25 protein-coding genes are annotated in these 24,700 nt (G+C 46.3%); 10 read left to right on the top strand and 15 right to left on the bottom strand.

What is annotated here, in order from left to right:
• Window positions 1-94 precede the first annotated feature (94 nt).
• Window positions 95-499 carry a hypothetical protein gene (locus AC3IT7_RS01720; protein ID WP_489249178.1) on the top strand — a complete coding sequence of 135 codons (405 nt, stop codon included), beginning with the start codon at window positions 95-97 and terminating at the stop codon, window positions 497-499.
• Between the two features lie 85 nt (window positions 500-584).
• Here the strand turns inward: AC3IT7_RS01720 and leuB are convergent, their stop codons facing one another.
• The 4 genes from leuB to leuC form a co-directional block, all read right to left on the bottom strand.
• Entirely contained in the window at window positions 585-1,664 is a 1,080-nt protein-coding gene (leuB, locus tag AC3IT7_RS01715; protein WP_489249177.1) for a 3-isopropylmalate dehydrogenase, read from the bottom strand.
• 42 nt (window positions 1,665-1,706) lie between these two features.
• On the bottom strand, window positions 1,707-2,270 hold the full coding sequence (locus tag AC3IT7_RS01710) for a hypothetical protein (protein ID WP_475654108.1): 564 nt from the start codon (window positions 2,268-2,270) through the stop codon (window positions 1,707-1,709).
• Between the two features lie 87 nt (window positions 2,271-2,357).
• Window positions 2,358-3,008: a 3-isopropylmalate dehydratase small subunit gene (gene leuD / locus AC3IT7_RS01705; RefSeq protein WP_489249176.1), complete on the bottom strand. Its 651-nt coding sequence runs from the start codon at window positions 3,006-3,008 to the stop codon at window positions 2,358-2,360.
• Between the two features lie 114 nt (window positions 3,009-3,122).
• Window positions 3,123-4,556 (bottom strand): 3-isopropylmalate dehydratase large subunit, encoded by a 1,434-nt coding sequence (gene leuC, locus AC3IT7_RS01700; protein WP_489249175.1) that lies wholly within the window; start codon window positions 4,554-4,556, stop codon window positions 3,123-3,125.
• Between the two features lie 262 nt (window positions 4,557-4,818).
• On the opposite strand from leuC, the gene AC3IT7_RS01695 reads away from it, so the two are divergent.
• The 3 genes from AC3IT7_RS01695 (at window position 4,819) to ovoA (ending at window position 8,447) form a co-directional block, all read left to right on the top strand.
• Window positions 4,819-5,055 (top strand): DUF2061 domain-containing protein, encoded by a 237-nt coding sequence (locus AC3IT7_RS01695; RefSeq protein ID WP_475654105.1) that lies wholly within the window; start codon window positions 4,819-4,821, stop codon window positions 5,053-5,055.
• 191 nt (window positions 5,056-5,246) lie between these two features.
• Window positions 5,247-6,122, top strand: a complete 876-nt coding sequence (locus AC3IT7_RS01690; RefSeq protein ID WP_489249174.1) for a LysR family transcriptional regulator — start codon at window positions 5,247-5,249, stop codon at window positions 6,120-6,122.
• Between the two features lie 150 nt (window positions 6,123-6,272).
• The gene (gene ovoA / locus AC3IT7_RS01685; RefSeq protein ID WP_489249173.1) at window positions 6,273-8,447 is read left to right on the top strand and encodes a 5-histidylcysteine sulfoxide synthase; all 2,175 of its coding nucleotides are present in this window, start codon (window positions 6,273-6,275) and stop codon (window positions 8,445-8,447) included.
• Between the two features lie 43 nt (window positions 8,448-8,490).
• Here ovoA and AC3IT7_RS01680 read toward each other — a convergent pair whose 3' ends face one another.
• Both AC3IT7_RS01680 and AC3IT7_RS01675 read right to left on the bottom strand, forming a co-directional pair.
• A complete protein-coding gene (locus AC3IT7_RS01680) occupies window positions 8,491-8,739 on the bottom strand; it encodes a DUF2789 family protein (protein WP_475655200.1) in 249 nt (82 codons plus the stop codon).
• Window positions 8,740-8,900: 161 nt separating this feature from the next.
• Window positions 8,901-9,551, bottom strand: a complete 651-nt coding sequence (locus AC3IT7_RS01675) for an HAD family hydrolase (RefSeq protein ID WP_489249172.1) — start codon at window positions 9,549-9,551, stop codon at window positions 8,901-8,903.
• Between the two features lie 182 nt (window positions 9,552-9,733).
• On the opposite strand from AC3IT7_RS01675, the gene AC3IT7_RS01670 reads away from it, so the two are divergent.
• The 3 genes from AC3IT7_RS01670 (at window position 9,734) to AC3IT7_RS01660 (ending at window position 13,145) form a co-directional block, all read left to right on the top strand.
• Window positions 9,734-10,216, top strand: coding sequence for an RNA pyrophosphohydrolase (locus AC3IT7_RS01670; protein ID WP_475653895.1), 483 nt, complete (start codon window positions 9,734-9,736; stop codon window positions 10,214-10,216).
• 88 nt (window positions 10,217-10,304) lie between these two features.
• Window positions 10,305-12,602 carry a phosphoenolpyruvate--protein phosphotransferase gene (gene ptsP / locus AC3IT7_RS01665; RefSeq protein WP_489249171.1) on the top strand — a complete coding sequence of 766 codons (2,298 nt, stop codon included), beginning with the start codon at window positions 10,305-10,307 and terminating at the stop codon, window positions 12,600-12,602.
• A gap of 42 nt (window positions 12,603-12,644) precedes the next feature.
• Window positions 12,645-13,145, top strand: coding sequence for a hypothetical protein (locus tag AC3IT7_RS01660; RefSeq protein WP_475653893.1), 501 nt, complete (start codon window positions 12,645-12,647; stop codon window positions 13,143-13,145).
• On the opposite strand, the gene AC3IT7_RS01655 is transcribed toward AC3IT7_RS01660, so the two are convergent.
• Window positions 13,142-13,321 (bottom strand): DUF7230 family protein, encoded by a 180-nt coding sequence (locus AC3IT7_RS01655; RefSeq protein ID WP_475653892.1) that lies wholly within the window; start codon window positions 13,319-13,321, stop codon window positions 13,142-13,144. The genes AC3IT7_RS01660 and AC3IT7_RS01655 overlap by 4 nt on opposite strands.
• A 638-nt stretch (window positions 13,322-13,959) precedes the next feature.
• Between AC3IT7_RS01655 and AC3IT7_RS01650 the strand changes: the two genes are divergently transcribed.
• From AC3IT7_RS01650 to AC3IT7_RS01640, 3 genes are all read left to right on the top strand, one after another.
• The gene (locus tag AC3IT7_RS01650) at window positions 13,960-15,480 is read left to right on the top strand and encodes a catalase (RefSeq protein WP_489249170.1); all 1,521 of its coding nucleotides are present in this window, start codon (window positions 13,960-13,962) and stop codon (window positions 15,478-15,480) included.
• 97 nt (window positions 15,481-15,577) lie between these two features.
• A complete protein-coding gene (locus tag AC3IT7_RS01645) occupies window positions 15,578-16,021 on the top strand; it encodes a thiol-disulfide oxidoreductase DCC family protein (protein WP_489249169.1) in 444 nt (147 codons plus the stop codon).
• Window positions 16,002-16,418: a DoxX-like family protein gene (locus AC3IT7_RS01640; protein ID WP_489249168.1), complete on the top strand. Its 417-nt coding sequence runs from the start codon at window positions 16,002-16,004 to the stop codon at window positions 16,416-16,418. The genes AC3IT7_RS01645 and AC3IT7_RS01640 overlap by 20 nt, the downstream gene beginning before the upstream one ends.
• On the opposite strand, the gene AC3IT7_RS01635 is transcribed toward AC3IT7_RS01640, so the two are convergent.
• The 8 genes from AC3IT7_RS01635 to hcaE all read right to left on the bottom strand — a co-directional run bounded on the left by AC3IT7_RS01635 (window position 16,408) and on the right by hcaE (window position 24,562).
• Window positions 16,408-17,463, bottom strand: coding sequence for an MBL fold metallo-hydrolase (locus tag AC3IT7_RS01635; protein ID WP_475654418.1), 1,056 nt, complete (start codon window positions 17,461-17,463; stop codon window positions 16,408-16,410). The genes AC3IT7_RS01640 and AC3IT7_RS01635 overlap by 11 nt on opposite strands.
• Before the next feature lie 498 nt (window positions 17,464-17,961).
• On the bottom strand, window positions 17,962-18,870 hold the full coding sequence (locus AC3IT7_RS01630; protein ID WP_489249167.1) for a DMT family transporter: 909 nt from the start codon (window positions 18,868-18,870) through the stop codon (window positions 17,962-17,964).
• A 289-nt stretch (window positions 18,871-19,159) separates the two neighbouring features.
• Complete coding sequence (hcaD, locus tag AC3IT7_RS01625; protein WP_489249166.1) at window positions 19,160-20,386, bottom strand: 3-phenylpropionate/cinnamic acid dioxygenase ferredoxin--NAD(+) reductase subunit; 1,227 nt, start codon at window positions 20,384-20,386, stop codon at window positions 19,160-19,162.
• A 5-nt stretch (window positions 20,387-20,391) separates the two neighbouring features.
• Window positions 20,392-21,357, bottom strand: a complete 966-nt coding sequence (locus AC3IT7_RS01620) for a 3-carboxyethylcatechol 2,3-dioxygenase (RefSeq protein WP_489249165.1) — start codon at window positions 21,355-21,357, stop codon at window positions 20,392-20,394.
• A gap of 178 nt (window positions 21,358-21,535) precedes the next feature.
• On the bottom strand, window positions 21,536-22,351 hold the full coding sequence (gene hcaB, locus AC3IT7_RS01615; RefSeq protein WP_489249164.1) for a 3-phenylpropionate-dihydrodiol/cinnamic acid-dihydrodiol dehydrogenase: 816 nt from the start codon (window positions 22,349-22,351) through the stop codon (window positions 21,536-21,538).
• Between the two features lie 2 nt (window positions 22,352-22,353).
• Window positions 22,354-22,680 carry a 3-phenylpropionate/cinnamic acid dioxygenase ferredoxin subunit gene (hcaC, locus tag AC3IT7_RS01610; protein WP_005095433.1) on the bottom strand — a complete coding sequence of 109 codons (327 nt, stop codon included), beginning with the start codon at window positions 22,678-22,680 and terminating at the stop codon, window positions 22,354-22,356.
• Window positions 22,680-23,198 carry a 3-phenylpropionate/cinnamic acid dioxygenase subunit beta gene (hcaF, locus tag AC3IT7_RS01605; RefSeq protein ID WP_475654413.1) on the bottom strand — a complete coding sequence of 173 codons (519 nt, stop codon included), beginning with the start codon at window positions 23,196-23,198 and terminating at the stop codon, window positions 22,680-22,682. Before hcaF ends, hcaC begins: the two co-directional genes overlap by 1 nt.
• The gene (gene hcaE, locus AC3IT7_RS01600) at window positions 23,195-24,562 is read right to left on the bottom strand and encodes a 3-phenylpropionate/cinnamic acid dioxygenase subunit alpha (protein WP_489249163.1); all 1,368 of its coding nucleotides are present in this window, start codon (window positions 24,560-24,562) and stop codon (window positions 23,195-23,197) included. Before hcaE ends, hcaF begins: the two co-directional genes overlap by 4 nt.
• Between the last annotated feature and the right edge of the window lie 138 nt (window positions 24,563-24,700).

Raw genomic sequence — 24,700 nt, 5'->3', positions numbered from 1 at the left:
ATTCCCAGGTTTTACCGCGTGTCAAATTACAACAATACAAATCACACTTCCTGCCTACACTATTGATCAGTCGTTCCTGTGCAGGAGTGAAATGATGCAGTTTTTCTATCTCCCACTATCGCTGGGCATTTTGGCAAGTATTTTAATCGCGGGCTGTGCACATTCCCCCAGCATCAGCCAAAGTGAGCGTGAAGCCTATTTGCAGCAATTCATTGGGCAAAGCAGCCAGCTGATTGATCAAACTCTGGATTTAAAACGTCTGGGCTATCAGCAGGTCAGTGGACCTGAACTCAGTGCCCAGCAGTTAAGCTATGTGGTACAGCGCCCTGTTACGATTCCCTTGCCGGTAGCACAGTTCCCTGCGGCAGGAGGTGCCGTACCCATCCCGGTCCCTATGGGTCCTTCTGGTGGCTATGACGTCAATCTGCAATGTAAAATCACCTTCTTGCTCAAAGATAATATTGCCACTGCAGTGCGTACGACAGGTCGAACCTGTTAACCAGACCTGGATCAGAGACATCTATCATAAAAAAAACGCAGCCCAAGGCTGCGTTTTTTAATCAGTTTTTTTAACTAAAACAAACTTAGTTCAATGCAGCAACAACTGCTTGACCCATTTCAACTGTACCGACTTTCTGCATGCCTTCAGACATAATATCTGCTGTACGCAAGCCTTGATCCAGAACATTGCCTACTGCATCTTCAATTGCTTTGGCAGCAGCTTCTTCACGGAAGGTATAACGCAACATCATCGCCACTGAAAGAATGGTTGCCAATGGATTTGCCAGGTTTTGACCGGCGATATCTGGTGCTGAACCATGACAAGGCTCATACATGCCTTTACCATTTTCATCCAGAGAAGCCGATGGTAACATGCCGATTGAACCGGTCAGCATTGCTGCTTCATCAGACAGGATATCACCGAACAAGTTCGAGGTTACAATCACGTCAAACTGTTTTGGCGCGCGCACCAGTTGCATTGCAGCATTGTCGACATACATATGTGACAGGTTAATTTCTGGATATTGTTCTTCTTTCAACGCAGTCACTGTCTGTTTCCACAGTTCAGTTACTTCAAGTACGTTGGCTTTATCGACTGAGCAGACCTTACCACCGCGCAGGTTCGCCATTTCAAAAGCCACTTTCGCGATACGCTTGATTTCAGATTCTGAATAAACGTCGGTGTTATAGCCCTGTCTTTCACCGTTTTCCAGTTCACGGATACCACGTGGCTGACCGAAGTAAATACCACCTGTCAATTCGCGCACGATCAGGATATCCAGACCGGCCACGATTTCAGCTTTCAAGCTTGATGCATCAGCCAGTTGCGGATACAGAATCGCTGGGCGCAAGTTGGCAAACAGGTTCAGTTCGCTACGTAATTTTAATAGACCGCGTTCAGGACGGATGGCACGCTCGATCGTATCCCATTTTGGGCCGCCGACTGCACCCAGTAAAATTGCATCGGCTTTTTTGGCCTGTTCAGAGGTCACTTCAGGATATGGCGAACCGTGGGCATCAATTGCCGCACCACCAAGTAAACCCTGTTCCCATGTCAAATCGAGATTAAATTTTTCATTTACACGATCCAGTACCTGCTCTGCCGCTTTGACAATTTCAGGACCGATGCCATCACCAGCTAAAATCAAAATTTGTTTAGACATGAGATTTTCCGTTTAAAGCGCCAGATTCAAATCTGACAAAGATTAAATTTTCTTTTCTACAAACTCTGCAATGCCATTGACCACATTATAGGGTTTGCAAAAACGACGAATGGTTTTTTGCTCTTGCAACAGGTCCACACACAGTGGATCAGGTGCAGAAACATTTAATAAACTGCTGCTACGCGCACTACGGTCACGGAACATTTTTAAGGTATAGGTTTTATTGGCCTGAAAGCGGTGAAACACATGCAAGGTTTCTGCTTTATCCTTACTGATCGGATAAAAGCGCACCACCAGTTCATGCTGTCCTGCCGGCACCGATAAGTAAATCGGATTGGCCTGACTTAAATTTTTAGCCTGCAAACGTACCAGTTTCTGTTTTCGCGCTTCATCACTGAGACGGCCATTGTCAGCATTGACAATGATACTCTGGTCCAAGCGCTCGAACTGGCAATCTGGTGTCCCTGTACAGTAAATCAGGGCATTGTTTTTGCTCTCGGCAGTTTCTTTGACATGTTTGAGTTTCATGGTATCGACACTTTGACATGCAGTCATCAGCACCGATACCGTACTTAAAGCAAGCCACTGTTTCCAATCATTTGCCATAGCGTCTGTCTTACCCAATCAAAAAACCCAATAATCTTCCGATATTAGCAAGGGCATCGCAGTCATGCTATGACATTTTTTGCTGATTTAGCCCTGGATTTCGGCAAATACCCACGGGCGAGTGGCCTTGGTTTTCTCTTCATAGGCACGAATATCATCCGCCGCCTGTAAAGTTAAACCAATATCATCCAGACCATTTAATAGGCAATGCTTGCGGAATGGGTCAACTTCAAATTTAAAGCTTTCACCATTTGGTGTACGTACTTCTTGCGCTTGCAGATCAATAGTTAATTGATAGCCTTCTGTTGCAAAGCATTCTTTGAATAACTGATCCACAATCTCTTCAGGCAAGATCACGGGCAACATGCCATTCTTAAAGCTGTTGTTATAGAAAATGTCGGCATAGCTTGGTGCAATCACGGTACGGAAACCGTACTCTTCCAGGGCCCATGGCGCATGTTCACGGCTGGAACCACAACCAAAGTTGGCACGTGAAATCAAAATGCTCGCACCTTGATAACGTGGTTGATTTAATGCGAAATCTTTGTTCAAAGGACGTTTTGAGTTGTCTTGACCCAAATAGCCTTCATCCAAATAACGCAATTCATCAAACAGGTTTTCGCCGAAACCGGTACGTTTGATCGATTTCAAAAACTGTTTTGGAATAATTAAATCGGTATCGACATTGGCACGGTCTAATGGTGCAACGATACCTTGTTCAACGGTATATTTTTTCATGTTTATTTCTCACTGAATCCGCAACCTCTCCCTAACCCTCTCCTACAAGGAGAGGGAACTCCTTCTCTTGCGCCATGTCATGGCTCAGGCAGAAGGTCGGGATGAGGACTTAAACTAGAACGAACGTACGTCAACAAAGTGACCGGCAATCGCCGCAGCGGCTGCCATTGCAGGACTCACCAAATGCGTACGACCGCCATTGCCCTGACGACCTTCAAAGTTACGGTTAGACGTCGATGCACAATGCTCGCCCGGTTGTAACTTGTCGGCATTCATCGCCAGGCACATTGAACAACCCGGTTCACGCCATTCAAAGCCGGCTTCTACAAAAACTTTATCCAGGCCTTCAGCTTCTGCCTGCGCCTTGACCAGACCAGAACCCGGAACCACCATTGCCTGCTTGATGCTTGCCGCCACTTTGCGACCTTTGATCACATCAGCCGCAGCACGGATATCTTCAATACGCGAGTTGGTGCATGAACCGATAAAGACACGGTCTAATTGGATTTCAGCCAAGGCCTGACCGGCATTCAAGCCCATATATTGATAAGCACGGTTCCAGTCATTGCGTTGTACATCGTCTTTGGCCTGTTCCAAAGTCGGTACTGCCTGAGATACTGGAATCACCATCTCAGGAGAAGTTCCCCAAGACACTTGCGGCTCGATCTCTTCACCTTGCAATACAACAACGGTATCGAAATGTGCATCTGTATCAGAATGTAAGCTATTCCAATATGCAACCGCTTGATCCCACTGTTCTGCAGTCGGCGCATAAGGACGGCCTTTGACATATTCAATGGTTTTGTCATCAACAGCAACCATACCCACGCGTGCACCGGCTTCAATCGCCATATTACACACGGTCATACGACCTTCGATTGACATGTCACGGAACACCTGACCACCAAATTCAATCGCATGACCAGTACCGCCCGCAGTACCGATTTTACCAATGATGGCTAACACCACATCTTTCGGTGTCACGCCCTGACCTAATTTGCCGTCAACGCGAACCAGCATGTTCTTCATCTTCTTTTGAACCAGGCATTGGGTCGCCAATACATGTTCAACTTCTGAAGTACCGATCCCATGCGCCAAACAGCCGAAAGCACCATGAGTCGCAGTATGCGAGTCACCACAGACCACGGTCATGCCCGGCAAGGTCAAGCCTTGTTCCGGCCCGACCACATGCGCAATGCCCTGACGGATATCATTAATATCGAATTCAACAATATTGAAGGTCTTGCAGTTGTCATCCAAGGTTTGTACCTGGATGCGCGAGGTTTCATCTTCAATCCCGGCAACGCCCTGCTCACGCTCGTTTTTCGAGGTCGGTACGTTATGATCCGGTGTAGCAATATTTGCGCTTAAACGCCATGGCTTGCGCCCGGCAAGCTGTAAGCCTTCAAATGCCTGTGGCGAGGTTACTTCATGTAATAAATGTCGGTCGATGTACAATAAGGCAGAACCATCATCACGTTGCGTTACTAAATGGTCATCCCACAATTTGTCATATAATGTTTTTGCTGTTTGGGTTGCGCCTGCCATGTCGATGTACTCCACTGGACTGGGTAAATTCTTTCTCTAATTTTGATTATATCGCTGCAATCACATAAATCTAATTTATCATTTTTATTAGTTAAAAAACTTTTTGGAATCTTTTAAAAGCTGAATGAAATCATGCCTGCGCTATATTTAGATACATCTAATTTTCCGATCATTTCATTAAAAATATTCGTTTTTACAAATTAAATGAGAATTATTATTATTTCTGCATAGACAGCAATTCATATTTTCAAGGAACTTCGACATGGCACATATTCAGCGTTTTGTAGACAATAACCAGCGTATGTTTAAAAAGACCTTCAGTTATTACATTATGCACATTACTGTGGCAATGATTGTGGGTTATTTGGTGACTGGCAGCTTAAGCATGGCAATTGCCTTAAGTTTATTGGAACCCACCGTACAGGCAGTAGCGTTCTTCTTCCACGAAAAAATCTGGGAGCGCAATAGCGAACAGCAGAGTGAGGACATTAGCGCCTAAGATTTCTGTCGATGTTCCTGATGCAAGACCATCTGATAAAGATGGTCTTTTTTTGTGCTAGCGAATAGCAATACTTTGAAAATGTTTAGTAATGCAACAATGCCTTGGAGATAAACCAATTATACTTTGATTTATTCTTAAAATATAACAATAATATGTTTACACATAAAAATTCTTTATAGGTGATTAAGATGAATCTGGCAGCCTTTGAAGCCTTCGTGAAAGTCATGGAAACCGGTTCGATTTCTCTGGCCGCAGATCAGCTTTTTATTACCCAGCCAGCAGTGACCAAACGTATTCACAGTCTGGAAGAATACTTTGGGGTCAAACTGTTTGAATCGGCCGGACGTGGGGTACAGGCCACGCATGCTGCGCATTCGCTGTTGCCAAAAGTGAAAAACTGGCTGAATGAACTCGGCGATATTCATTATACCTTGAGCCATGAACAGGGTCAGGTGCAGGGCAAATTGAAAGTTGGAACCAGTCACCATATTGGCCTGCATCATCTGCCGAGCCATTTACGCCGTTATGTACAGGAATATCCGGAAGTAACCCTGGATGTACATTTTGTCGATTCCGAGCAGGCACATGAGCAGGTGATTGCCGGTGATTTGGAACTGGCATTTTTAACCTTGCCACCGCGGGGCGATGCGCGTCTGAATTATGTAACCATCTGGAATGATCCTCTGGTCTTTGTGGTTGCACCCTTTCATCCACTGGCGCAGCAAAAAAACCTGTGTCTGGAAGATTTGCTGAATTATCCGAGCCTGCTGCCTTCTTCACAAACCTATACTTCGCAGATTACGCTGGCCGAATTTGAAAAACAGGGCATTAAACCGAAAGTCAGCATGAGCAACAACCCGCTAGAATCAATCCGCATGCTGGTATCGATTGGTCTGGGCTGGTCGGTGCTGCCCAAGACCCTGGTCAATCATGACTTGCACCAGCTGGATATCAATCTGGAAATGAACCGACGTCTGGGCATGGTCTGGCATCCTGGCCGCACCCAGTCCAAAGCAGCGCAAGCGCTGGTTCAGCTTATGCAAAGTGCCTCTGTGCCTGTTTAATTGTTTTTTAAATCTGCTGCATTCAAAGTAGTGCAGCATTTTGTTACCTAAATACACCCCATCTGGCGATTTCTTTCGAGTATTTTTAAGACAGATCTATTCTTTTGCAATGCAAAGCAATAGTTAAAATTATTCGATGGAGCCTGACGGATGCAGCTCGATTCTCCCCTCAAATCCCCCGCTACAGAAAAAACAGATACCAGCAGTCTATGGCTGTCGGCCAAACCGGTGCTGCTGCCTACGCCTGCACTTGATTTCACTGATGAACAGACAGCGCGCCATAGCCTGCGTGAATATTTTCTAAATACTTTTGATACCTACGAACAACTGTTTGAATGCCTGAAGCATGAAGAGGCTTTTTTCATCAAGCCGATTAGCCTGCGTCACCCGCTGATTTTTTATTTTGGCCATACCGCAACGTTCTTTGTCAATAAACTGCTGCTCAGCAAACTGCTGAGCGAACGTCTGAATCCGCATTTTGAAAGCATCTTTGCCATCGGTGTAGACGAGATGAGCTGGGATGATCTCAATGATATCCATTATGACTGGCCCAGCGTGCAGGAAGTCCGTGATTATCGCCATCAGGTACGTGCTCTGGTTTTAAACCTGATTGAGCATGCGCCGCTTAATCTGCCACTGGATTGGCACAATCCGTGGTGGACGCTGATTATGGGAATCGAGCATGAACGAATTCATCTGGAAACCTCATCGGTACTGATTCGTCAGCATGCTTTGGAATATGTACATCAGCACCCGCAGTGGCGTGCCAATATCATTACCGGCATTGCCCCGGGAAATAGTCTAATTAAGGTGCCTGAAGGCAAGGTACATCTACAGAAGGATTTCACGAATCCATTTTATGGTTGGGACAATGAATACGGCCAGTATGAAGCCGAAGTTGCAGCCTTTGCAGCATCCAGATATCTGGTATCCAATCAGGAGTTTTTAAGTTTTGTTGAAGCCCATGGCTACCAGAGCGAACAATACTGGAATGAAGAAGGCTTGAGCTGGCTGCAATTTTCACAAGCGACTCATCCGTGTTTTTGGCATAAGACTGAACTCGGCTGGTCATTGCGCCTGATGCTGGAACAAGTCCCCATGCCCTGGGACTGGCCAGTAGAAGTGAACTATCATGAAGCCAAGGCTTTTTGTCAGTGGAAATCGCAGCAGCTTGGCAAGACTATCCGCCTGCCGACTGAAGATGAATGGTATCATCTGTATGCGGTTTCCGGCCTGAATCCAGATTTACCCAGTCCCGAACAGGCCAATATCGAATTGAAATACGGCACCAGCTCCTGCCCGGTCGATCATTTTCGGCAGGGCGACTTCTATGATATTCAGGGCAATGTCTGGCAATGGACTGAAACACCGATCTATCCATTTCAGGGTTTTCAGGTACATCCGCTGTATGATGATTTCAGCGCGCCTACCTTTGATGGACGGCATAATATTATGAAAGGTGGCTCCTGGATTTCGGCAGGCAATGAAGCCTTATACAGCTCGCGTTATGCTTTCAGGCGACATTTCTTTCAGCATGCCGGCTTCCGCTATGTTGCCTCTGATCAGGCATTGCAACAATTTCCATCGCAGTATGAAAGCGACCAGCTGGTGTCACAATATCTGGAGTTTCAGTACGGCGCAGAATATTTCGGTGTTGCCAATTTTGCCCACGCACTGGTGCAGCTGGCAAAGCCATATTTTCAGGAAACCGCCTGTCAGCGTGCGCTGGATATTGGCTGTGCCACCGGCCGCGCCAGTTTTGAACTGGCACGATATTTTGATCAGGTTACCGGACTGGATTTTTCAGCACGCTTTATCCAGCAAGCCGTCTTTCTGGCACAAGGTCACAGCCTCCGTTATCAGCTACCAGTAGAAGGTGAATTGAGCCAAGAGAAAATCTGTTCGCTTGAGGATTTTGCCCTGGATCAGCTTGCTGCGAAAGTGGCATTTTTTCAGGCCGATGCCTGCAATCTGAAAGCACATTTTAGCGGTTATGATTTTATTCTGGCGGCCAATCTGATTGACCGGCTGCATCATCCCCAAGACTTTTTGACGCAGATCCATCAACGGATAAATATGGGCGGAATTTTACTGCTCAGTTCGCCTTATACCTGGCTGGAAGAACATACTGCGCGTGATGAATGGCTGGGCGGGTTCAAGCATGCAGACAAAGAGGTCACTACGCTAGAAGGAATTTCGGAAATATTAAAGATCCATTTTGAGCTAGTGACAGCACCTCAGGATGTGCCCTTTGTGATTCGTGAGACCGCCAGAAAATATCAACATAGCTTGTCACAAGTCACCATCTGGCGACGGATCTACTAAAGCTTTTGAACTAAAAAAGCCAATCCTTCGATTGGCTTTTATTTTATCCCTCACTGGTTGAGTCTTCATGCAGGGATTCATTGAGTTGATCCACCACAATTGCCCATGAACCATCAGATGCAATTTTTTCGGTTAAAAATTGACGTTGGGCGTCTGACCAGTAGGGTGCATCGAGCAAGGTCAGATCTTTATGCAGTTGATGTTCATGAATGAACTTTTCAATGCCTTCCTGAGTGGCATCCAAGCCAAGCTGCTGAAACAGATGTGTCATACGCGGTCGAACGTGAGTCATATCTCATACCTCAGAATCTACTATTGTTATCATGTCCTGTTTTTCGAGCATAGCATGTCTGATTCGGCCGGACTGTGAAAAAACATTAATATTCAATTTAGACCAATAAAAAAGCACAACCGGAGTTGTGCTGGACTAGTCAGATCAATAAAAATGTCGCCTTAGATTGACCAGTCCTGTATTTCCCAACCCTGTGCTTGGGCCAAAGCTGCCAGACGCTCATCCGGATTGACCGCAATGGCATGATCGGCATATTCCAGCAAGAACCGGTCATTGATCGAATCTGAATAGGCCCAGGACTCGCTCACCTCACGACCTTGTAACCATTGTTCCAGACGCACCAGCTTGCCCTGTTGATAGCACGCGGTGTTGGTGACTTTACCGGTATATTTGCCATCAATCACTTCGGCATTGGTGGCAATAATTTCAGTAATGCCAAATTCACGAAAAATCGGTGCGGTAATAAAGTCTGAAGTTGCAGTAATTCCCACCAAGGCATGCCCCGCTTCACGGTGGCGCTCAATGGCCTTGAAACCTTCGGGACGCATTTGCGGGCGAATCACCTTTTGCATAAACAGCTGATGGAGTTCGGTTAAATAAGCATTGTCATGTTGGGTCAGAAACTGGAATACAAATTCATTATAAGCATAGGGGTCTAACTGGCCTTTTTTATAATCCTCATAAAACTTGTCATTCATGGCGCGATGCTGAACTGGATCGACCAGGCCCTCACTGACCAAAAACTCTCCCCAGGAATGATCCGAATCTGTATTTAACAAGGTGTGATCGAGATCAAATAGCGCCAATTTCATGAAAATACTCGTAAAAACTGAAATTTAAGAAAAAAATTGTAAATCTATCTCCGCTAGTCGATAGAAATTCGTTAAGATCATAGCAATTTTAACATTTTTAAACTTTGCTTTTTTCGAGTTGGATAAAGAAATAATGCTCCCCGATGGCAAAGGCATAAATTAAACAATTTTTAGGTAGCCAAATGATCGACTCTGAGGGTTTCCGACCGAATGTCGGGATCATTTTGGCAAACGATGCTGGACAGGTTTTATGGGCAAAACGCATTGGTCATAATGCATGGCAATTTCCACAAGGCGGGATCCAATATGGAGAAACCCCTGAGCAGGCACTCTATCGTGAGCTGAGAGAAGAAGTTGGCTTATTGCCCGAACACGTCCAGATAGTCGCGCAAACCAAAGGCTGGTTGCGCTATCGTTTGCCGCATCGATACATACGACCGGACTCTGATCCGGTGTGTATCGGTCAAAAACAAAAGTGGTTTTTACTCAAACTCACGGCCCCCGTTCAGCATATTCAGTTGAATCTGTCTGATCCGCCGGAATTTGATCAATGGCAATGGGTCAGTTACTGGTACCCATTAGGTCAAGTCGTGAATTTCAAACGTGATGTTTACCGTAAAGCCCTGGTGGAATTGTGTCAGCAGCTTCCCCGGCAAAAACCTTAAAAAATCGCATAAATTATGCAGATTTTTTGGTCGGCTATTGTTATAAATAAACGTATCACTGAAATTCTAAATAGACGGAGCAGACCTTATGTCGAATATGCAACTGGACACTTTGAGACGTATTGTTCAAGAGATCAATGCGTCTACCAGTTTGCATGAATCGCTCGACATCATGGTCAAACATGTGGCGGAAGCCATGCATGTCGACGTCTGCTCCATCTATCTCCTGGATGAACGTAACCAGCGCTATCTGCTGATGGCGTCAAAGGGTCTGAATGCCGAGTCGGTAGGCCATGTTTCCTTGCAGACGGGTGAAGGTCTGGTCGGACTGGTTGGTCAGCGTGAAGAAATTGTCAATCTGGACAATGCCCCGAAACATGAACGCTTCCTGTTCCTGCCTGAAACCGGTGAAGAGCTTTATAACTCTTTTCTGGGCGTTCCGGTGATGTACCGCCGCAAGGTCATGGGAGTGCTGGTGGTTCAGAATAAAGAATCCCAGGATTTTTCTGAAGCGGCCGAGTCATTTCTGGTAACCCTCTGTGCACAGCTCTCTGGCGTGATTGCCCATGCCCATGCGGTGGGCAATATAGATGTCTTCCGTAAGCCGAGCAACCTGCCCGCTTATAAAACCTTTCAGGGAGTATCCGGTTCAGGAGGGATTGCTCTGGGCCGTGCAGTGATTCTCTACCCGCCAGCAGATCTGGCCGCCGTACCTGACCGGGAAGCGGATGATATCAGCGAAGAATTGCAGTTATTAGACAGCGCACTCAATTCAGTCCGTGAGGAAATCCAGTCACTAGATGACAAGATGCAGGATGCACTGATGGCTGAGGAGCGCGCATTGTTTAGCGTGTTCTTGCGCATGCTGGATGAAAATGCCCTGCCGGCAGAAATCAAGGCCTTTATTCGTGAGGGTCACTGGGCGCAGGGTGCGGTGCGCATCGTGATTGACAATCATGTGGCACAGTTTGCCCAGATGGAAGATGATTATTTACGTGAACGGGTTGCAGACCTCAAAGATCTGGGCCGGCGTATTCTGGCACGCTTACAGGAAGCTGATGCCAGTCACCGTGAATTGACCGATGAAAGCATTCTGATCGGGGAGGAAATTTCGACTGCCGCCCTAGTGGAACTGCCAGTCGATAAAATTGCCGCGATTGTCACCACCGAAGGTGCGATGAACTCGCATATGGTGATTGTGGCGCGCGCTCTTGGCATTCCTACCGTGGTCGGTGTGACTGAACTTCCTATCAACACCCTCGATGATGTGGAAATGATCGTTGATGCGCATCAGGGCCGGATCTTTATCAATCCGCCACGCCGTTTGCGCAGTCGCTATAAAGAAATTCAGAAAGAAGAAGAACTGCTTGCCAAAGACCTGCGCCAGTATGAAACCAAGGATGCGCTGACCCCGGACGGTATTGCCGTGCCGCTGTTTGTAAATACCGGCCTGATGATCGATGTGGTGCGTGGGGTACAGCGCGGTGCCAAAGGCGTGGGCTTATACCGCTCTGAAATTCCATTTATGTTACGTGACCGCTTTCCAGGGGAGGAGGAACAACGTGCCATTTATCGTCAGCAATTGAGTCATTTTGCCAATAAACCGGTGGTGATGCGCACCCTGGATATCGGTGCAGACAAAGACCTGCCATATTTCTCGATTGAAGAAGAAAATTCGGCACTTGGCTGGCGCGGTATTCGTTTCACCCTGGATCATCCGGAAATTTTCTCCGCACAAATCCGGGCCATGCTCAAGGCCAGTATTGGACTGAACAACCTGCATATTTTACTGCCGATGGTGACCAGTGTCAGTGAAGTAGAAGAAGCATTGTACTTGCTGGAGCGCGATCATGGCGCGATTCAGGAAGAAGAACAGGTCAAAATCAACAAGCCGAAACTCGGCATCATGGTCGAAGTACCGAGTGTGCTGCATCAGGTTGATGAATTTTCGGAACTGGTCGATTTCTTCTCGGTCGGCTCGAATGACCTGACCCAGTATCTTTTGGCGGTGGACCGTAATAACCCGCGTGTAGCCAATGTCTATTCACATTTACATCCTGCAGTTTTACGCGCATTGACCCGTCTGGTACAGGATTGTCATCGCAATCAGAAACCGGTCAGCATCTGCGGTGAAATGGCCGGTGATCCGCTGTCTGCGGTATTACTCATGGCCATGGGTTTCGATACCCTGTCGATGAGTTCAAGTAATATTTTACGGGTACGCAAAACCATTTGTCATGTGCCAATGAGCGATGCACAGGAACTGCTGGAACATGTGTTAAAGATGGATAATCCGCTCATGGTAAAAAGCTGGCTGGAATATTATTTCAGAACTCATGGTTTAGGTGATATGGTGAAATCAGCAACACGTATGATGAGTGCCTAATCCGGGACTTTTTCCAGTCCCTCGACGAATGTGGAGGTGGTTATGGAATTTCTGATTATCCTGTTTATGATAGTTGCGGTGCTTTATGTGGTGATTATCGCACCTGCCCTACGTGCCCGGAAAGACAGACCATATTCCGGCTCATCTCACCCACGCGCCAGTAGCAGCCGGGCTACTGCTCATACTGATCGTCCCAAGATGTCCCCGCTATTGGGCATTGAAATCTCGGCATCACAACGACGGCGTTTGGGCAGGAATGATCCCTCTGTGATTGCGGCCAAACTCTATCGTCAGCAAAAAGATCACTTTGCCAGTTTCCAGCAATCCAGAACTGAACCTCAACCTGCACATTATGGACAGCCAAATCAGGGAAGACTGAATAAATTATTCAATGATTTTATACGAGATGAGCCAGCAAACTCATCGCGGCGCTCCACTCACAATACGCAAAATCGTAGCAGCCGCCCTGTTGCCCCGGTTTCTCCGCTACGAACCAATCCCAAACAGCCCTCTCGACATCCGCAGCCACCATTCAAGCCTTAAGCAGCCATTAAAAAAGGGCGATCTTCCATGGAATATCGCCCTTGTCTGTGCTTGTTATAGCCACGTTTCGCATTTTTCTTCCGATCTACAAACACCTGGCTTTTGTTGACTTCATGCATGTGTTTTGCCACAAAATTATGGATCACCACATCAACGACTGCTTTTTTCTTGGCCATTTTGCTCTTCACCTTTTCAATGTATCGCAGTGAGTTCCTACTGAATAAATAGGTACTGTAATAATAGGGTTTTTTGTGCAATTTTCAAGCACATCTGCCAGTGCATTTTTATAAATAAATCCCATGTTGATGCTGGGCTTTTTATTTCAAACTTCTCATGCTATTGAAAACAGGTTTTTATTGCTTAGATCCCTGTTACTAATGTTTTTATCTAAGACCATTCCCATTTAAAAAAATATTAAAAATAAAAGACTTATCAATTAAACTTAAATATTTAAATATCATTCCCAGTTTTTATGCTTTAAAAATGAGGACTTCACAGCAATTTGCTCCATTTTTTTCAGCCAATGTCATGCTTTTAAAATTCAACAGATATATATAATTTGACATTGTAAGATTCGGATAAATACTCTACTTTCAAATATAACAACTAATTTTCATTATCTTATCTTTATTAACTTTTAAAATATTCTTATAGGTTACATAAATTACGTCTATTGTATGAATCTGGCCCTGCGCTATAGCACGCTTTATTCAGAGATACTGAAAATGGGGTTAACCGTTATTTCCGTAGCTGAAGATATTAATTTTTAATCCTGAAATAACGTTACAAGATACTCAAAACTTGGAGAGGAAAGATGAGCCAAGATTTTAAAAAATGTCCTGTCACCCACCTGACCACTGAGGCCGGTGCGCCTGTGGTCGACAACCAGAACAGTATGACGGCAGGTGCCCGTGGACCTTTACTTGCCCAGGATTTATGGCTAAATGAGAAACTGGCCAATTTTGTTCGTGAAGTGATTCCAGAGCGTCGTATGCACGCCAAAGGTTCAGGTGCTTTCGGTACTTTTACCGTGACCAACGATATTACCCAATACACCCGTGCGAAGATTTTCTCGGAAGTGGGTAAGCAAACCGAAATGTTTGCCCGTTTTTCGACCGTCGCCGGTGAACGTGGTGCTGCCGATGCAGAACGCGATATTCGTGGCTTTGCCCTGAAATTCTATACCGAAGAAGGTAACTGGGATTTGGTCGGCAACAATACTCCGGTATTTTTCCTGCGTGATGCGCGCAAGTTTCCGGATCTGAACAAAGCCGTAAAACGCGACCCGAAAACCAATAAACGCAGTGCCACCAATAACTGGGATTTCTGGACGCTACTGCCTGAAGCATTGCATCAGGTGACGATTGTGATGTCGGATCGTGGTATTCCAGATGGTTACCGTCATATGCATGGCTTCGGCAGCCATACTTTCAGTTTTATCAATGCCAATAATCAACGCTTCTGGGTGAAATTCCATATGCGTACCCAGCAAGGCATCAAGAACCTGACCGATGCCGAAGCTGAAGCACTGATTGCCAAAGACCGTGAAAGCAGCCAGACCGACCTGTTTGATGCCATCGAACGTGGCGACTATCCAAAATGGAAAATGTACGTGCAGATCATGCCGGAACTGGAAGCCGAAACAGTTCCTTATCACCCGTTTGACCTGACCAAAGTCTGGCCGAAGGGAGATTATCCGCTGATTGAAGTTGGTGAATTTGAACTGAACCGCAATCCGGAAAACTACTTCCAGGATGTAGAACAGGCGGCCTTTGCACCAAGCAATCTGGTACCGGGAATCAGCTATTCACCAGACCGTATGCTACAGGCCCGTCTGGTCAACTATGCCGATGCAGCACGTTACCGTGTCGGGGTGAATCATTCACAGGTTCCGGTCAATGCTGCACGTTGTCCTGTACATTCGAACCGCCGTGATGGCCAGGGCCGTATGGATGGCAACTATGGTGCCTTGCCGCACTATGAACCGAACAGTTTCAGCCAGTGGCAGGAACAGCCGGAATTCAGAGAGCCTCCGCTTAAAATCACTGGGGCTGCCGATTTCTGGGATTATCGTGAAGATGACAATGATTACTTTAGCCAGCCGCGTGCCCTGTTTAACCTGATGAATGATCAGCAGAAACAGGCGCTGTTTAATAACACCGCGGGCGCGATGGGCGATGCACTTGATTTCATCAAGTACCGTCATATCCGTAACTGCTATGCCTGCGATCCAGCCTATGGTGAAGGTGTAGCACAGGCACTCGGCATGACGGTAGCAGATGCTCAGGCGGCACGTGAAACCGATCCGGCCAAAGGCTTGCCTAGCTTGCTTTAAGCTACATGAACGAGATATAAAAAAACCACCTTCGGGTGGTTTTTTAGTGCGACATCAAGCAATATACCAATAACATGTCACCAGAAAAAATAGAACGATGGGCAAAGATATTAAAGAGATCATTCAACAACACGATATCATTGTATTTGATGCGGTATGTGTGATCTGTACTGGCTGGGCACGTTTCTTGATTCAATACGATAAAAAGATACAGTTTAAACTGGTCTCTGCCCAATCTCCTTTAGGTGTTGCCCTGCTCGAGCATTATCAGATGTCCACTGAATATTATACCAGCATGCTGGTCATTCAAGATGGCACCCTTTATACCGAATCGACGGCATTACTGCAGGTGCTGCAGCATCTCGGTTTTCCGTTTAATTTAATGGCTGCCGGATATTGCATTCCGCGCTTGATCCGCGATTTTCTGTATCGTCGGGTCGCGTTAAACCGCTATCAGCTGTTTGGTAAAACCAATGATTGTCTGATTCCATCCAGCGAAAATAAACAGCATTTTCTGGAACATGCTATTCGTGAATCCTAAGCCGGTCTTTACTCAAGTGCTTCGTACCATTCAACTGACCTTGGCAATGCTCTGGCTCTATCAAGGACTGATTCCCAAAATAATGTTTCAGTCGCCTGCTGAGATCCTGATCTGGCAAAACCTGGGCGTTGAACTGGCACTGGCCAAAGTCCTGGTTGGATGTTCTGGCATAGCTGAAATGCTGTTTGGTTTATGCTTTCTGAAATGGAACAGATCAATGCTACTGCATGGCTTGAATATCACAGGTCTTGCAGGATTACTGCTATTGATTGCAATTACTGCTCCCTTACAACTTGGCGCAGCCTTCAATCCTGTGGTGATGAATATCGCCATGTTGACGCTTTCTGTGCTTGCTATACAACTGATTCAACAGGAGCAGCAAATTCTTAGACAATAATCCGTTTGCCTTCACGTACACAGTAAAACGGATTAATCAGCTTGGAAGAATGTTTGATAATTTCATGCAATTCATGTTCCGGTGCATCCCGGTCTTCGTCAGTGAGCTGAAAGGTCCGGTAATGAATTGCCAGTGAACATTTGGCCTGCAAGTCCTGATGCGCATGAAATGCATCTTCCGGATTCATATGAATCGCACGCATCAGTTCACGCGGCTCATAGGCACCGATCGGCAGTAAGGCAATTCGCGGGGCACCCAGACGTTTGCGAACTTCTTTAAAATGCGAGGCATAACCGCTATCTCCTGCAAAGAAACAATGTTCCTTGCCATACAAGAGCGAAAAGCCGCCCCACAAGGCACAATTCTGATCCCGCATGCCACGACCTGAAGCATGCTGCGCCGGGGTATAGACAATGCGGATCTCTTCAAAAAATGCATTTTCCCACCAGTCCATTTCATGCACGGTATAGTTCTCTGGCAAATACCAGGCATTGCCCAGACCGGTATAAATTGGCATCTGAAAAGTGCTATGCAACCATTCCAGACTGGCCAGATCCATATGATCATAGTGATTATGGCTCAGTAGAACCGCATCAATATGAGGCAACTCATCCAGGGCAATACCGGCCGGAATCACCCGCTGCGGGCCAGTAGAAGCCGAAGGGCTGGCATATTCAGCCCAGACCGGATCGGTGAGGAAATTATAAGGTCCAATCTGGATGAGCGTTGTCGCATGGCCAATAAACCAGATTTGCCAGTCATCCAGAGGTGCATCTGGACGCTGCTGCGGCAATGCGCGCGGACGAGAAAAAAACTCGGCACGTTCCTGGTCAAGATTCACATTCCAGGTTTTGGACTTACGGGTAATGAGCCATTTATATAAATCAAAGCGGCTGCGTGCCTGAACAGGATGCTCAAGATTACGAAACTGTTGTCCATCGAAATGATCTGAATGCAGATACTCAAATACTGGTTTAGACCAGAGATGTTTCCAACTGGACTCCGTGGTTAACTGGAATTTTTTAGTTTTGAGAAGATCTTGCATAAATATCCACTATTTATTATTCGCTATATGCAAGACAGCAACCGCTTGAAATGGTCAGGCGATGCATCTTTTAATTAGCATACAAACTAAAACAGGCACACTTGAGTATAGTATGAAATCCATTACAGATAATCATGTATGTTTTTGTTATTTTAGCAAAAAAATGACATTTTATCTGTCTTGTGGCTTGCTGCACCCTTGGATGGTCTGGAAAAATCCTGAGCCTGTGCTGCTGTCCAAAAGCAAAAACGATAGCCAGATTCACGCTACCGCATTCTGGCCAAAGCCTTGGTCTTCATGAGCTCATGTTTTGATCCGAGCTTCTACAGTTGCACCATCACTCAGGCAGCGAATCATAGTTCAATCCTTGTCGCCTTGAGCCATGCCTCTGAATCAGCCTGATTCAAATTTCGGTAGCGGATATATCAGCAAGATTTATCCATCCAAAAAATTTAAAGTATAAAAAAAGGGCTTTCGCCCTTTTGATTCTGTACGGATCTAGCACCTGGAAAAGTATTGCTGGCGCCATTCCTTCCAGAAATACATCACGATCCCGAACATGACGACGGCAATTCCGGCAAAAGCATGACTGCTGATGATTTCATTATTCAGAGTTGCACCGAGTAGCAGTGCAATGACCGGGGTCATGACATTACTCAAAGATACCGTGGAAGCATTTAAACGGCGAATCAGCCAGAAGTAACACAGCATGGCCACAATTGAGGACATGATCATGGTAAAGACAAAACCGATCAGCGCCTGTGTGCCAGGCAACTGGGTCGGCATATGCTGCCAGATAAACGGCAACAACAGGAGTGAACCAGTGGCTGATACCAGCAATGAACCAGTGGCTTGTGACATCGGGCTTAAAGATGCATTAATCTGTTTGACCCAGAAAATGGAACTGATATAAGACACCATACTGATCAGCATCAGCACCACACCCCAAGGATTCACCTTAGTGTTGGTCGAATCGGCAAAGACAAAACATAGGCCCGCTACAGCAACAGCCATGCCGAGCCATTGCAATCCGACCAGCTTATGGGTTTTTAAAATGACATGCCCGATCAAACCCGCAATCAGCGGTGAAAAACCGAAAATCAGTGCCATCAGGCCTGAGGTCAGATAATTGGCCGCCAGGTAAATAAACAGCTGTGCACCGATTAAATTCAGACTGCCTGCCAGATAGCTTTTCATTGAGGTGCTGTCAAAAGGCAAAGGATCACGCATGATTTTCAGCAGGAACAGTGCAATTATTGAAGCACCGAAATAACGGATGATCAGCACCCACATCGGGTGAATCTCGGCCACGCTCCAGACAATCGCAAGCGGCGTGGCGGCCCAGATCAGCACCAGTAAAGCGTAAATACTTGCCGTGACCATCATGGAAGATGAATTTGAACTCATAAACTGCTCAATTAAAATTTACCAAAAAGAAGCGAACCAAATTTATGTTCAAATCCGCAATCAACAACACTGATGGCGGCATGGATGCCGCCTGTGGTGCTGGGGGATAAGGATACCCCCTCAGCATCACAGAAGATTTTTGTTACTTTTCATCTCTGAAAAGTAAGAATCACCTATACGAAAATATATTAAATCACAATGACACATGAGGTCATGGCAATGAAGGCAAAGACATAAAAAAACAGACCTATGCAAAACATAGGCCTGTTCCAAGATATCTCAATATAACTTAAGCAATTTTGCGTAAGTCTTGTGCCAGATCCAGATGTTTTTCAGCCTCAAAAGCGGTATTTTTACTGATCATTTTTTTCAGATGACGCATTTCTTTGGCAGCATTTACGGTAATTCCGCCAACGATTTGACCATCTGTCACGCCATACATCACGAATGAATTGTCTGCAGCTTTGGCTGCATCCATGTCACCGCGAACCAGCCATTGAGCTGCTGCCATATCACCGACGAACTGGAAGTTGATATTGAGCTGATCGGTCCAGAACCAGGCCGGATTGGCTTTCGGATGTTCAACACCCATGACATGACGAGCAAAGATCCCCGCCTGAAGATTGGCATTTTCCCAAGTTTCAACCCGGCGGAATTCACCATCGGCACGAAGCTGGGTAGCGACATCACCGGCCGCATAAATATCGGCATTTGATGTCTGGCAGTTTTCATTGACCTTGATCGCAAGATCAGTGTCCAAACCGGCTGCCACTGCAAGCTGGGCATTGGGTACGATGCCGATCCCGTAAACCACAGCATCAGCACGTAATTCTTCGCCATCGCCTAAAGTCACTACAACTTCTTCAGCGTCCAGACGGCAGTCTGTAATTTTGGTATTCAAGCGAACATCTACGCCTGCCAGACGGTGTTGCTCAAGCAGGAATTCACTCAGGATCTGTGGTGAACAACGACCCATCACCATTGGCCCCTGCTCAATCACAGTTACCTGACAGTCTTTGTAACGCGCAGAAGATGCCAGTTCAAGACCGATCACGCCACCACCGATCAGCAGGATACGTTGACCCGCTTGCAGGACCGGAACCAGCGCTTGTGAATCTTCAAGATTACGCAAGGTATAAACGTGTTTACCCAATGCATCAAAATTTGGCAAACGGCGCGCTGCACCGCCTGTTGCGAGCAGTAATTTGTCATAAGCAACAAGGTCACCATTTTGAAGCTCGACCGTTTTCGCAGCCGCGTTGATTTGAGTCACGCCATTGCCACGAATCGTTGTCACGCCAAGATCAGCCAGTTTCTGTTCGGACAGAATTTCAATCTTGGTTTCTTCAGGTTTTAGAATCACGTCTTTGGAGAGGGGTGGACGCTCATAAGGAAGATGCGTTTCATCACCAATCAGAATGATTTTACCTTCGTACTTGTTTGCACGAAGTTCTAAAATCGCGCTTGCACCTGCCTGACCGGCACCTACAATCACGATGGTTTCGATGTTGCTCATGTAAATTAACCTTTTAACTCTGCAGATACGATGCCGAAACCGGCAATCCATTCACTGATATCTTCATAGCAGTGTGTTGTCATCTCGTATTCGCCCATTTCACTCAAGGCTGCAAATGCCGCCATCCATGAACGGACTTCCTGACCACCACGACCGCCATCACGACGAATTTCAGCTTCAGTCATGGCTTCAATGCTCTTAAAGTCTGCTTTGGCGAAGGTCTCAAGCAGTGCGCGATCCCACTCAGGACTGAGCGGAACTGCAACCGAGGTATCCCCTGCTGCCAATTTTTGACCTACAGCAATCACTTTTGCCTGACGGTTATTACGTGCCTCAATCGTCGGGTTACGACCTGCAATCAGGAATTCTTCCACTTCAGGAGGAACGGCACCCATTTGTGGTGTTGGTGGATCATGCGACAGACCACCGGTACCGAGAATGAGCACACGCTCATTTTCAAGGTTTAATGATTTGATGTACTGACCGACAGCACGACCCAAGGCAACGGTACGCTTGGTGGTTGGCATTGGGGCTGCAGCGCCATTAATAAAAATCGGAATGGTTGGATAACGATCCAGCTTGCCATGACATAAGAAATGTAATGGCTGAGTCACCCCATGATCCGCCTGCATACGATATGAATATGCAACGTCAACACCTTCATCCAGCACACGTCGAACCAGCGCTAGCGCTTTATCTTCAGGAACATCAATGTGGTCATTGTCTTTACCATAATCCCAGTCGCCGGCGGCTTTGGCACGAATGCCGACACAGAAACTTGGCATCAGGTCATAGAAGAAACCATTAAAATGGTCAGGACCAAAGGTAATGATCAGGGTCGGGTCGTACGCTTCCACTTCAGCCGCAAGTTTGATAAAAGCATCACGAACCACCTGTTCTTTACGCTTTTCCTGAGGTGAAGCAAATTCCATTAAAGGACTGTGCGATGCACAAATAAGTTTAACGGCCATGAGAGACTCCTTGAAAGGAAGTTCGATCCTGGAAATATTCACACGCTGCTTCAACCTTTATGCCCTGCCTGCTTAAAGTCAGGATTCTCCGGTTGTATCAAGAGAAGGAACACTGCTCCTCAAGGGAAAGCGGTTTGCAGCATGTGAATCATTTTTCAGAAACCAAAAGCAAAGAATTTTATTCGTCAAAGAAACCGGCACGTGGTTGACGTAAACCGCGAATCCCCAGACCACATTCTGCATTGATCAGAACACCAGTCAAAGGCCGGTTATTTTGACGAGATGCCAACAGCACGTATGAACCGGCCATTTCTTCCGGTTCAGGCAAGAAGTTCAGTGGCATACCACGTGCGATTTTCTCAGGATCACGTGCATCGAGCAGGCCAAGATTTTCCTGACCGAGCGACGCCGCGCCTTTGATATTCACATTCATACCTGAGGGTGCAACAGCATTCACTCGTACTTTAGGCGCAAGCTCATAGGCCAATTCTTTCATAATCCCGACACCGGCATGCTTAGAGGCAGTATATACAGGGCCTCCACCAGCAGAGTACAGTGCTGAATTAGACAAAGTAAATATGATAGAACCTTCAGAAGCGATCAATGCATCCAGTGCAGCCTTCGCGCCGAGGATCAGAGATTTGGTATTAATTGCCATAATCTCGTCAAAGGCTTTTTCCAGCTGCTCACCTGATGTATTGACGATATCAGCATAATGATCCCAGATCCCGGCATTGCCGACGAAGCAGTCAAGTTTGCCGAAACGTTCTACAGTGGCATTCACTGCACGAACGTTATCTGCATAGCTGGCTACATCACCAGCGATTGCCAGCACGCGGCCACCGAAGTGTTCATTTAAAGCATCGACTTTCTCTTGTGAGCGCTGAAGAACTGCAACTTGTGCACCTTCTTCCAAGAAACGCTCAACCAAAGCCCAACCTAAACCTGAACCACCACCAGTGATCAGTGCAACTTCGCCTTGTAGCCAACCCATGATTACTCTCCTGCCATCTCTACATATAATGCGCCGTCTTCAACCACTACCGGGAATGTTTGAATTGGATCAGTTGCCGGCAAGCAAAGTGCTTCGCCGGTTTTCAAACAGAAACGTGCAGCATGAAGTGGGCATTCCACGGTACCGTCGTCTTCAAGATAACCTTCAGACATAGACGCATTACCATGTGAACAACGGTCGTTCATTGCGAAGAATTCGCCACCGTTGTTGAAGACGGCCAGCGCATCAATACCATTGACACCGCAATCTACTTTTAGCGCTTCGCCTTCGTCTAATTCGTCAACTTGGCAAACAAAAATCTTATTCATTAGAAGAATACACTCAGGTTGTGTGAGCTATAGGTCACTTGATCAAGGGTGATCTTACGGTTGAAGATCTGGAAGCCTAAGCCGCCTTCAACTTTACGGATCTTGTCATGACGTTTACCACAGTAAATCACCACGTCTTTCTCTTTTTGCGTACGGTATAACAAGTAAGTTACATACACGTCGTATTCGCCTTCAACTTCAGTTGCTTCTACGATCACGTTGCTCACCATGTGAGTGGTACGTGATGGAGGCTCTTCAGCCCAGGCCATACCAGTTTCAAGACGAGCAACACGACGCTCTAAAAGATCTTTCGTGTCGTTGAACACCCAAGTCGTTGGTGGTTCAACCGAACGACGACGGTCACGAGTTTGTGCGTTTGGCGTGGTACGTAGCGTATAAGAAATATCTTCGCTTAACGTATCTAACCAATCGCGGAATTTCCAGTCGTCCAGCAATTTTGCTTCGCGATACAGGAACTGACTAATTTGATGATGAAGTTCTAAACTCACTTGACTCATTTCATAAGCTCCTTCTCGTATTCGTCAGCCGCTTTTTCCACGTCTTCCCATTTTTCATGGATCAATAAATCTGCCCAACGGCGGTACATACCACGTGCTGCAGTTTCAGAGAAGATGTAGTTGGTGATCCCTGGGATACCATCTTCACGTACTTTCTCGTTACCTTTACCCATTTCCATAATGAGTGCATTTTTACGTGCTTTGTAACCACGAAGAACTTTTTGGATCTCAATCCAGTTCTCAGAGTCATCTTGCTCCAGGAAACCGGCTGGACCGAAGGCACGTGTTGCAGAGCGTTCAAATGCTTCTTTGACTTCTTGCGACGCTTCAGCATCCGCAATACAGAATGCCCACACTTCAGTTTTGTTTGGACCACGTGGGTGCCATACGCGAAGTGTTGCAGTACCATTCAACCAGGACAATGTCGGGAACATGGTGTTATGACCGGCAAGACGTAACGCACGGATATCGCCCAGACGTTCTTTCACTTCTTCGTAAGTTTCGCGGAAGTAGTTAGCAACTTCACCATCAACCCATACGTTTGCATCTGGTTTTTCTGTGAAGAAGAAGCCTGAACCGTGACCACGTGAACCGTATTGGATTGCATCTTTCGCAGTTTCCCATACCGGACGCGCGGTTTGTGCAGCACCTAATTTCTTCGAAGATTCATCGTCTGGTTTCGCGCCAAGCACTTGAATTGCAGAAGCGTGAGAGAACAACGCGTGGTATTGGTCAGATGCGAACTGTTCAGCTGCAAATTTCCAGTTACACTCGATTTCCCACTTGTGTACACCACCGATGATTTCTGTACCACCTGGACGACGATCTAAAACACCATCTAGGTACCAGGCGATATCACCCATGTATTCTTTAAGATCTGGTGTTGTTTCATCCCAGCATCCGAAGATTAAACCTTTGTAAGATTCAACACGGTTAACTTCAACCAGACCCCATTGCTCTTTACACGCACCCTGCGGGAAAGCACGCTCTTCAAGCGGGATGTCTTTCAGTGAACCGTCAATACCGTATGACCAGCCGTGGTATGGGCAAGTAAACGCACGGGTATTACCACAGTCTGCGAAACTGACACGCATCGAACGGTGACGGCACTGGTTTAAGAATGCTTTGATTGAGCCATCTTTTTGGCGTGCCACGATGATCGGATCTTCACCCATATAGGTGTTGAAGAAGTCACCCGCTTTTGGAATCTGGCTTTCATGACAAAGGAATAACCAAGTACGGCCAAAAACGCGTTCAAGTTCTAATTCGTAAATATCTGGATCTGTATAGATAGATGGAGTGATACGCCCATTTTGTGCATCGACTAAAGCGTCGATTTCACGCACATCAATTTTTCCACTCATGAAAAGCTCTCCTGTGACCCATCAAGGCACAAAGTAAATAGACTCAATTCGAATGGATAATGGATTTTGGAACGATTTTGGGGAAATATTTTTTTTGTTTTAATTAAGACCTTTAAACAATTATTCTGGACACTTATT

It is taken from the genome of Acinetobacter sp. KH_038 (assembly GCF_057839405.1).
The sequence above is the reverse complement of the archived record's forward strand: the minus strand, read 5'-3'. Positions and strand labels throughout refer to the sequence as shown.

Excerpts from the sequence above, each read along its gene's own strand:
- AC3IT7_RS01695 (WP_475654105.1), top strand. The coding sequence starts at position 4,819 with ATGGCACATATTCAGCGTTTTGTAGACAATAACCAGCGTATGTTTAAA.
- AC3IT7_RS01720 (WP_489249178.1), top strand. The coding sequence starts at position 95 with ATGCAGTTTTTCTATCTCCCACTATCGCTGGGCATTTTGGCAAGTATT.
- ptsP (WP_489249171.1), top strand. The coding sequence starts at position 10,305 with ATGTCGAATATGCAACTGGACACTTTGAGACGTATTGTTCAAGAGATC.
- AC3IT7_RS01670 (WP_475653895.1), top strand. The coding sequence starts at position 9,734 with ATGATCGACTCTGAGGGTTTCCGACCGAATGTCGGGATCATTTTGGCA.
- AC3IT7_RS01660 (WP_475653893.1), top strand. The coding sequence starts at position 12,645 with ATGGAATTTCTGATTATCCTGTTTATGATAGTTGCGGTGCTTTATGTG.
- AC3IT7_RS01630 (WP_489249167.1), bottom strand. The coding sequence starts at position 18,870 with ATGAGTTCAAATTCATCTTCCATGATGGTCACGGCAAGTATTTACGCT.
- hcaD (WP_489249166.1), bottom strand. The coding sequence starts at position 20,386 with ATGAGCAACATCGAAACCATCGTGATTGTAGGTGCCGGTCAGGCAGGT.
- AC3IT7_RS01710 (WP_475654108.1), bottom strand. The coding sequence starts at position 2,270 with ATGGCAAATGATTGGAAACAGTGGCTTGCTTTAAGTACGGTATCGGTG.
- hcaF (WP_475654413.1), bottom strand. The coding sequence starts at position 23,198 with ATGAGTCAAGTGAGTTTAGAACTTCATCATCAAATTAGTCAGTTCCTG.
- leuD (WP_489249176.1), bottom strand. The coding sequence starts at position 3,008 with ATGAAAAAATATACCGTTGAACAAGGTATCGTTGCACCATTAGACCGT.
- hcaC (WP_005095433.1), bottom strand. The coding sequence starts at position 22,680 with ATGAATAAGATTTTTGTTTGCCAAGTTGACGAATTAGACGAAGGCGAA.
- AC3IT7_RS01635 (WP_475654418.1), bottom strand. The coding sequence starts at position 17,463 with ATGCAAGATCTTCTCAAAACTAAAAAATTCCAGTTAACCACGGAGTCC.
- ovoA (WP_489249173.1), top strand. The coding sequence starts at position 6,273 with ATGCAGCTCGATTCTCCCCTCAAATCCCCCGCTACAGAAAAAACAGAT.
- AC3IT7_RS01690 (WP_489249174.1), top strand. The coding sequence starts at position 5,247 with ATGAATCTGGCAGCCTTTGAAGCCTTCGTGAAAGTCATGGAAACCGGT.
- AC3IT7_RS01655 (WP_475653892.1), bottom strand. The coding sequence starts at position 13,321 with ATGGCCAAGAAAAAAGCAGTCGTTGATGTGGTGATCCATAATTTTGTG.
- leuB (WP_489249177.1), bottom strand. The coding sequence starts at position 1,664 with ATGTCTAAACAAATTTTGATTTTAGCTGGTGATGGCATCGGTCCTGAA.
- hcaE (WP_489249163.1), bottom strand. The coding sequence starts at position 24,562 with ATGAGTGGAAAAATTGATGTGCGTGAAATCGACGCTTTAGTCGATGCA.
- AC3IT7_RS01645 (WP_489249169.1), top strand. The coding sequence starts at position 15,578 with ATGGGCAAAGATATTAAAGAGATCATTCAACAACACGATATCATTGTA.
- AC3IT7_RS01675 (WP_489249172.1), bottom strand. The coding sequence starts at position 9,551 with ATGAAATTGGCGCTATTTGATCTCGATCACACCTTGTTAAATACAGAT.
- AC3IT7_RS01680 (WP_475655200.1), bottom strand. The coding sequence starts at position 8,739 with ATGACTCACGTTCGACCGCGTATGACACATCTGTTTCAGCAGCTTGGC.
- AC3IT7_RS01620 (WP_489249165.1), bottom strand. The coding sequence starts at position 21,357 with ATGGCCGTTAAACTTATTTGTGCATCGCACAGTCCTTTAATGGAATTT.
- leuC (WP_489249175.1), bottom strand. The coding sequence starts at position 4,556 with ATGGCAGGCGCAACCCAAACAGCAAAAACATTATATGACAAATTGTGG.
- AC3IT7_RS01650 (WP_489249170.1), top strand. The coding sequence starts at position 13,960 with ATGAGCCAAGATTTTAAAAAATGTCCTGTCACCCACCTGACCACTGAG.
- hcaB (WP_489249164.1), bottom strand. The coding sequence starts at position 22,351 with ATGGGTTGGCTACAAGGCGAAGTTGCACTGATCACTGGTGGTGGTTCA.
- AC3IT7_RS01640 (WP_489249168.1), top strand. The coding sequence starts at position 16,002 with ATGCTATTCGTGAATCCTAAGCCGGTCTTTACTCAAGTGCTTCGTACC.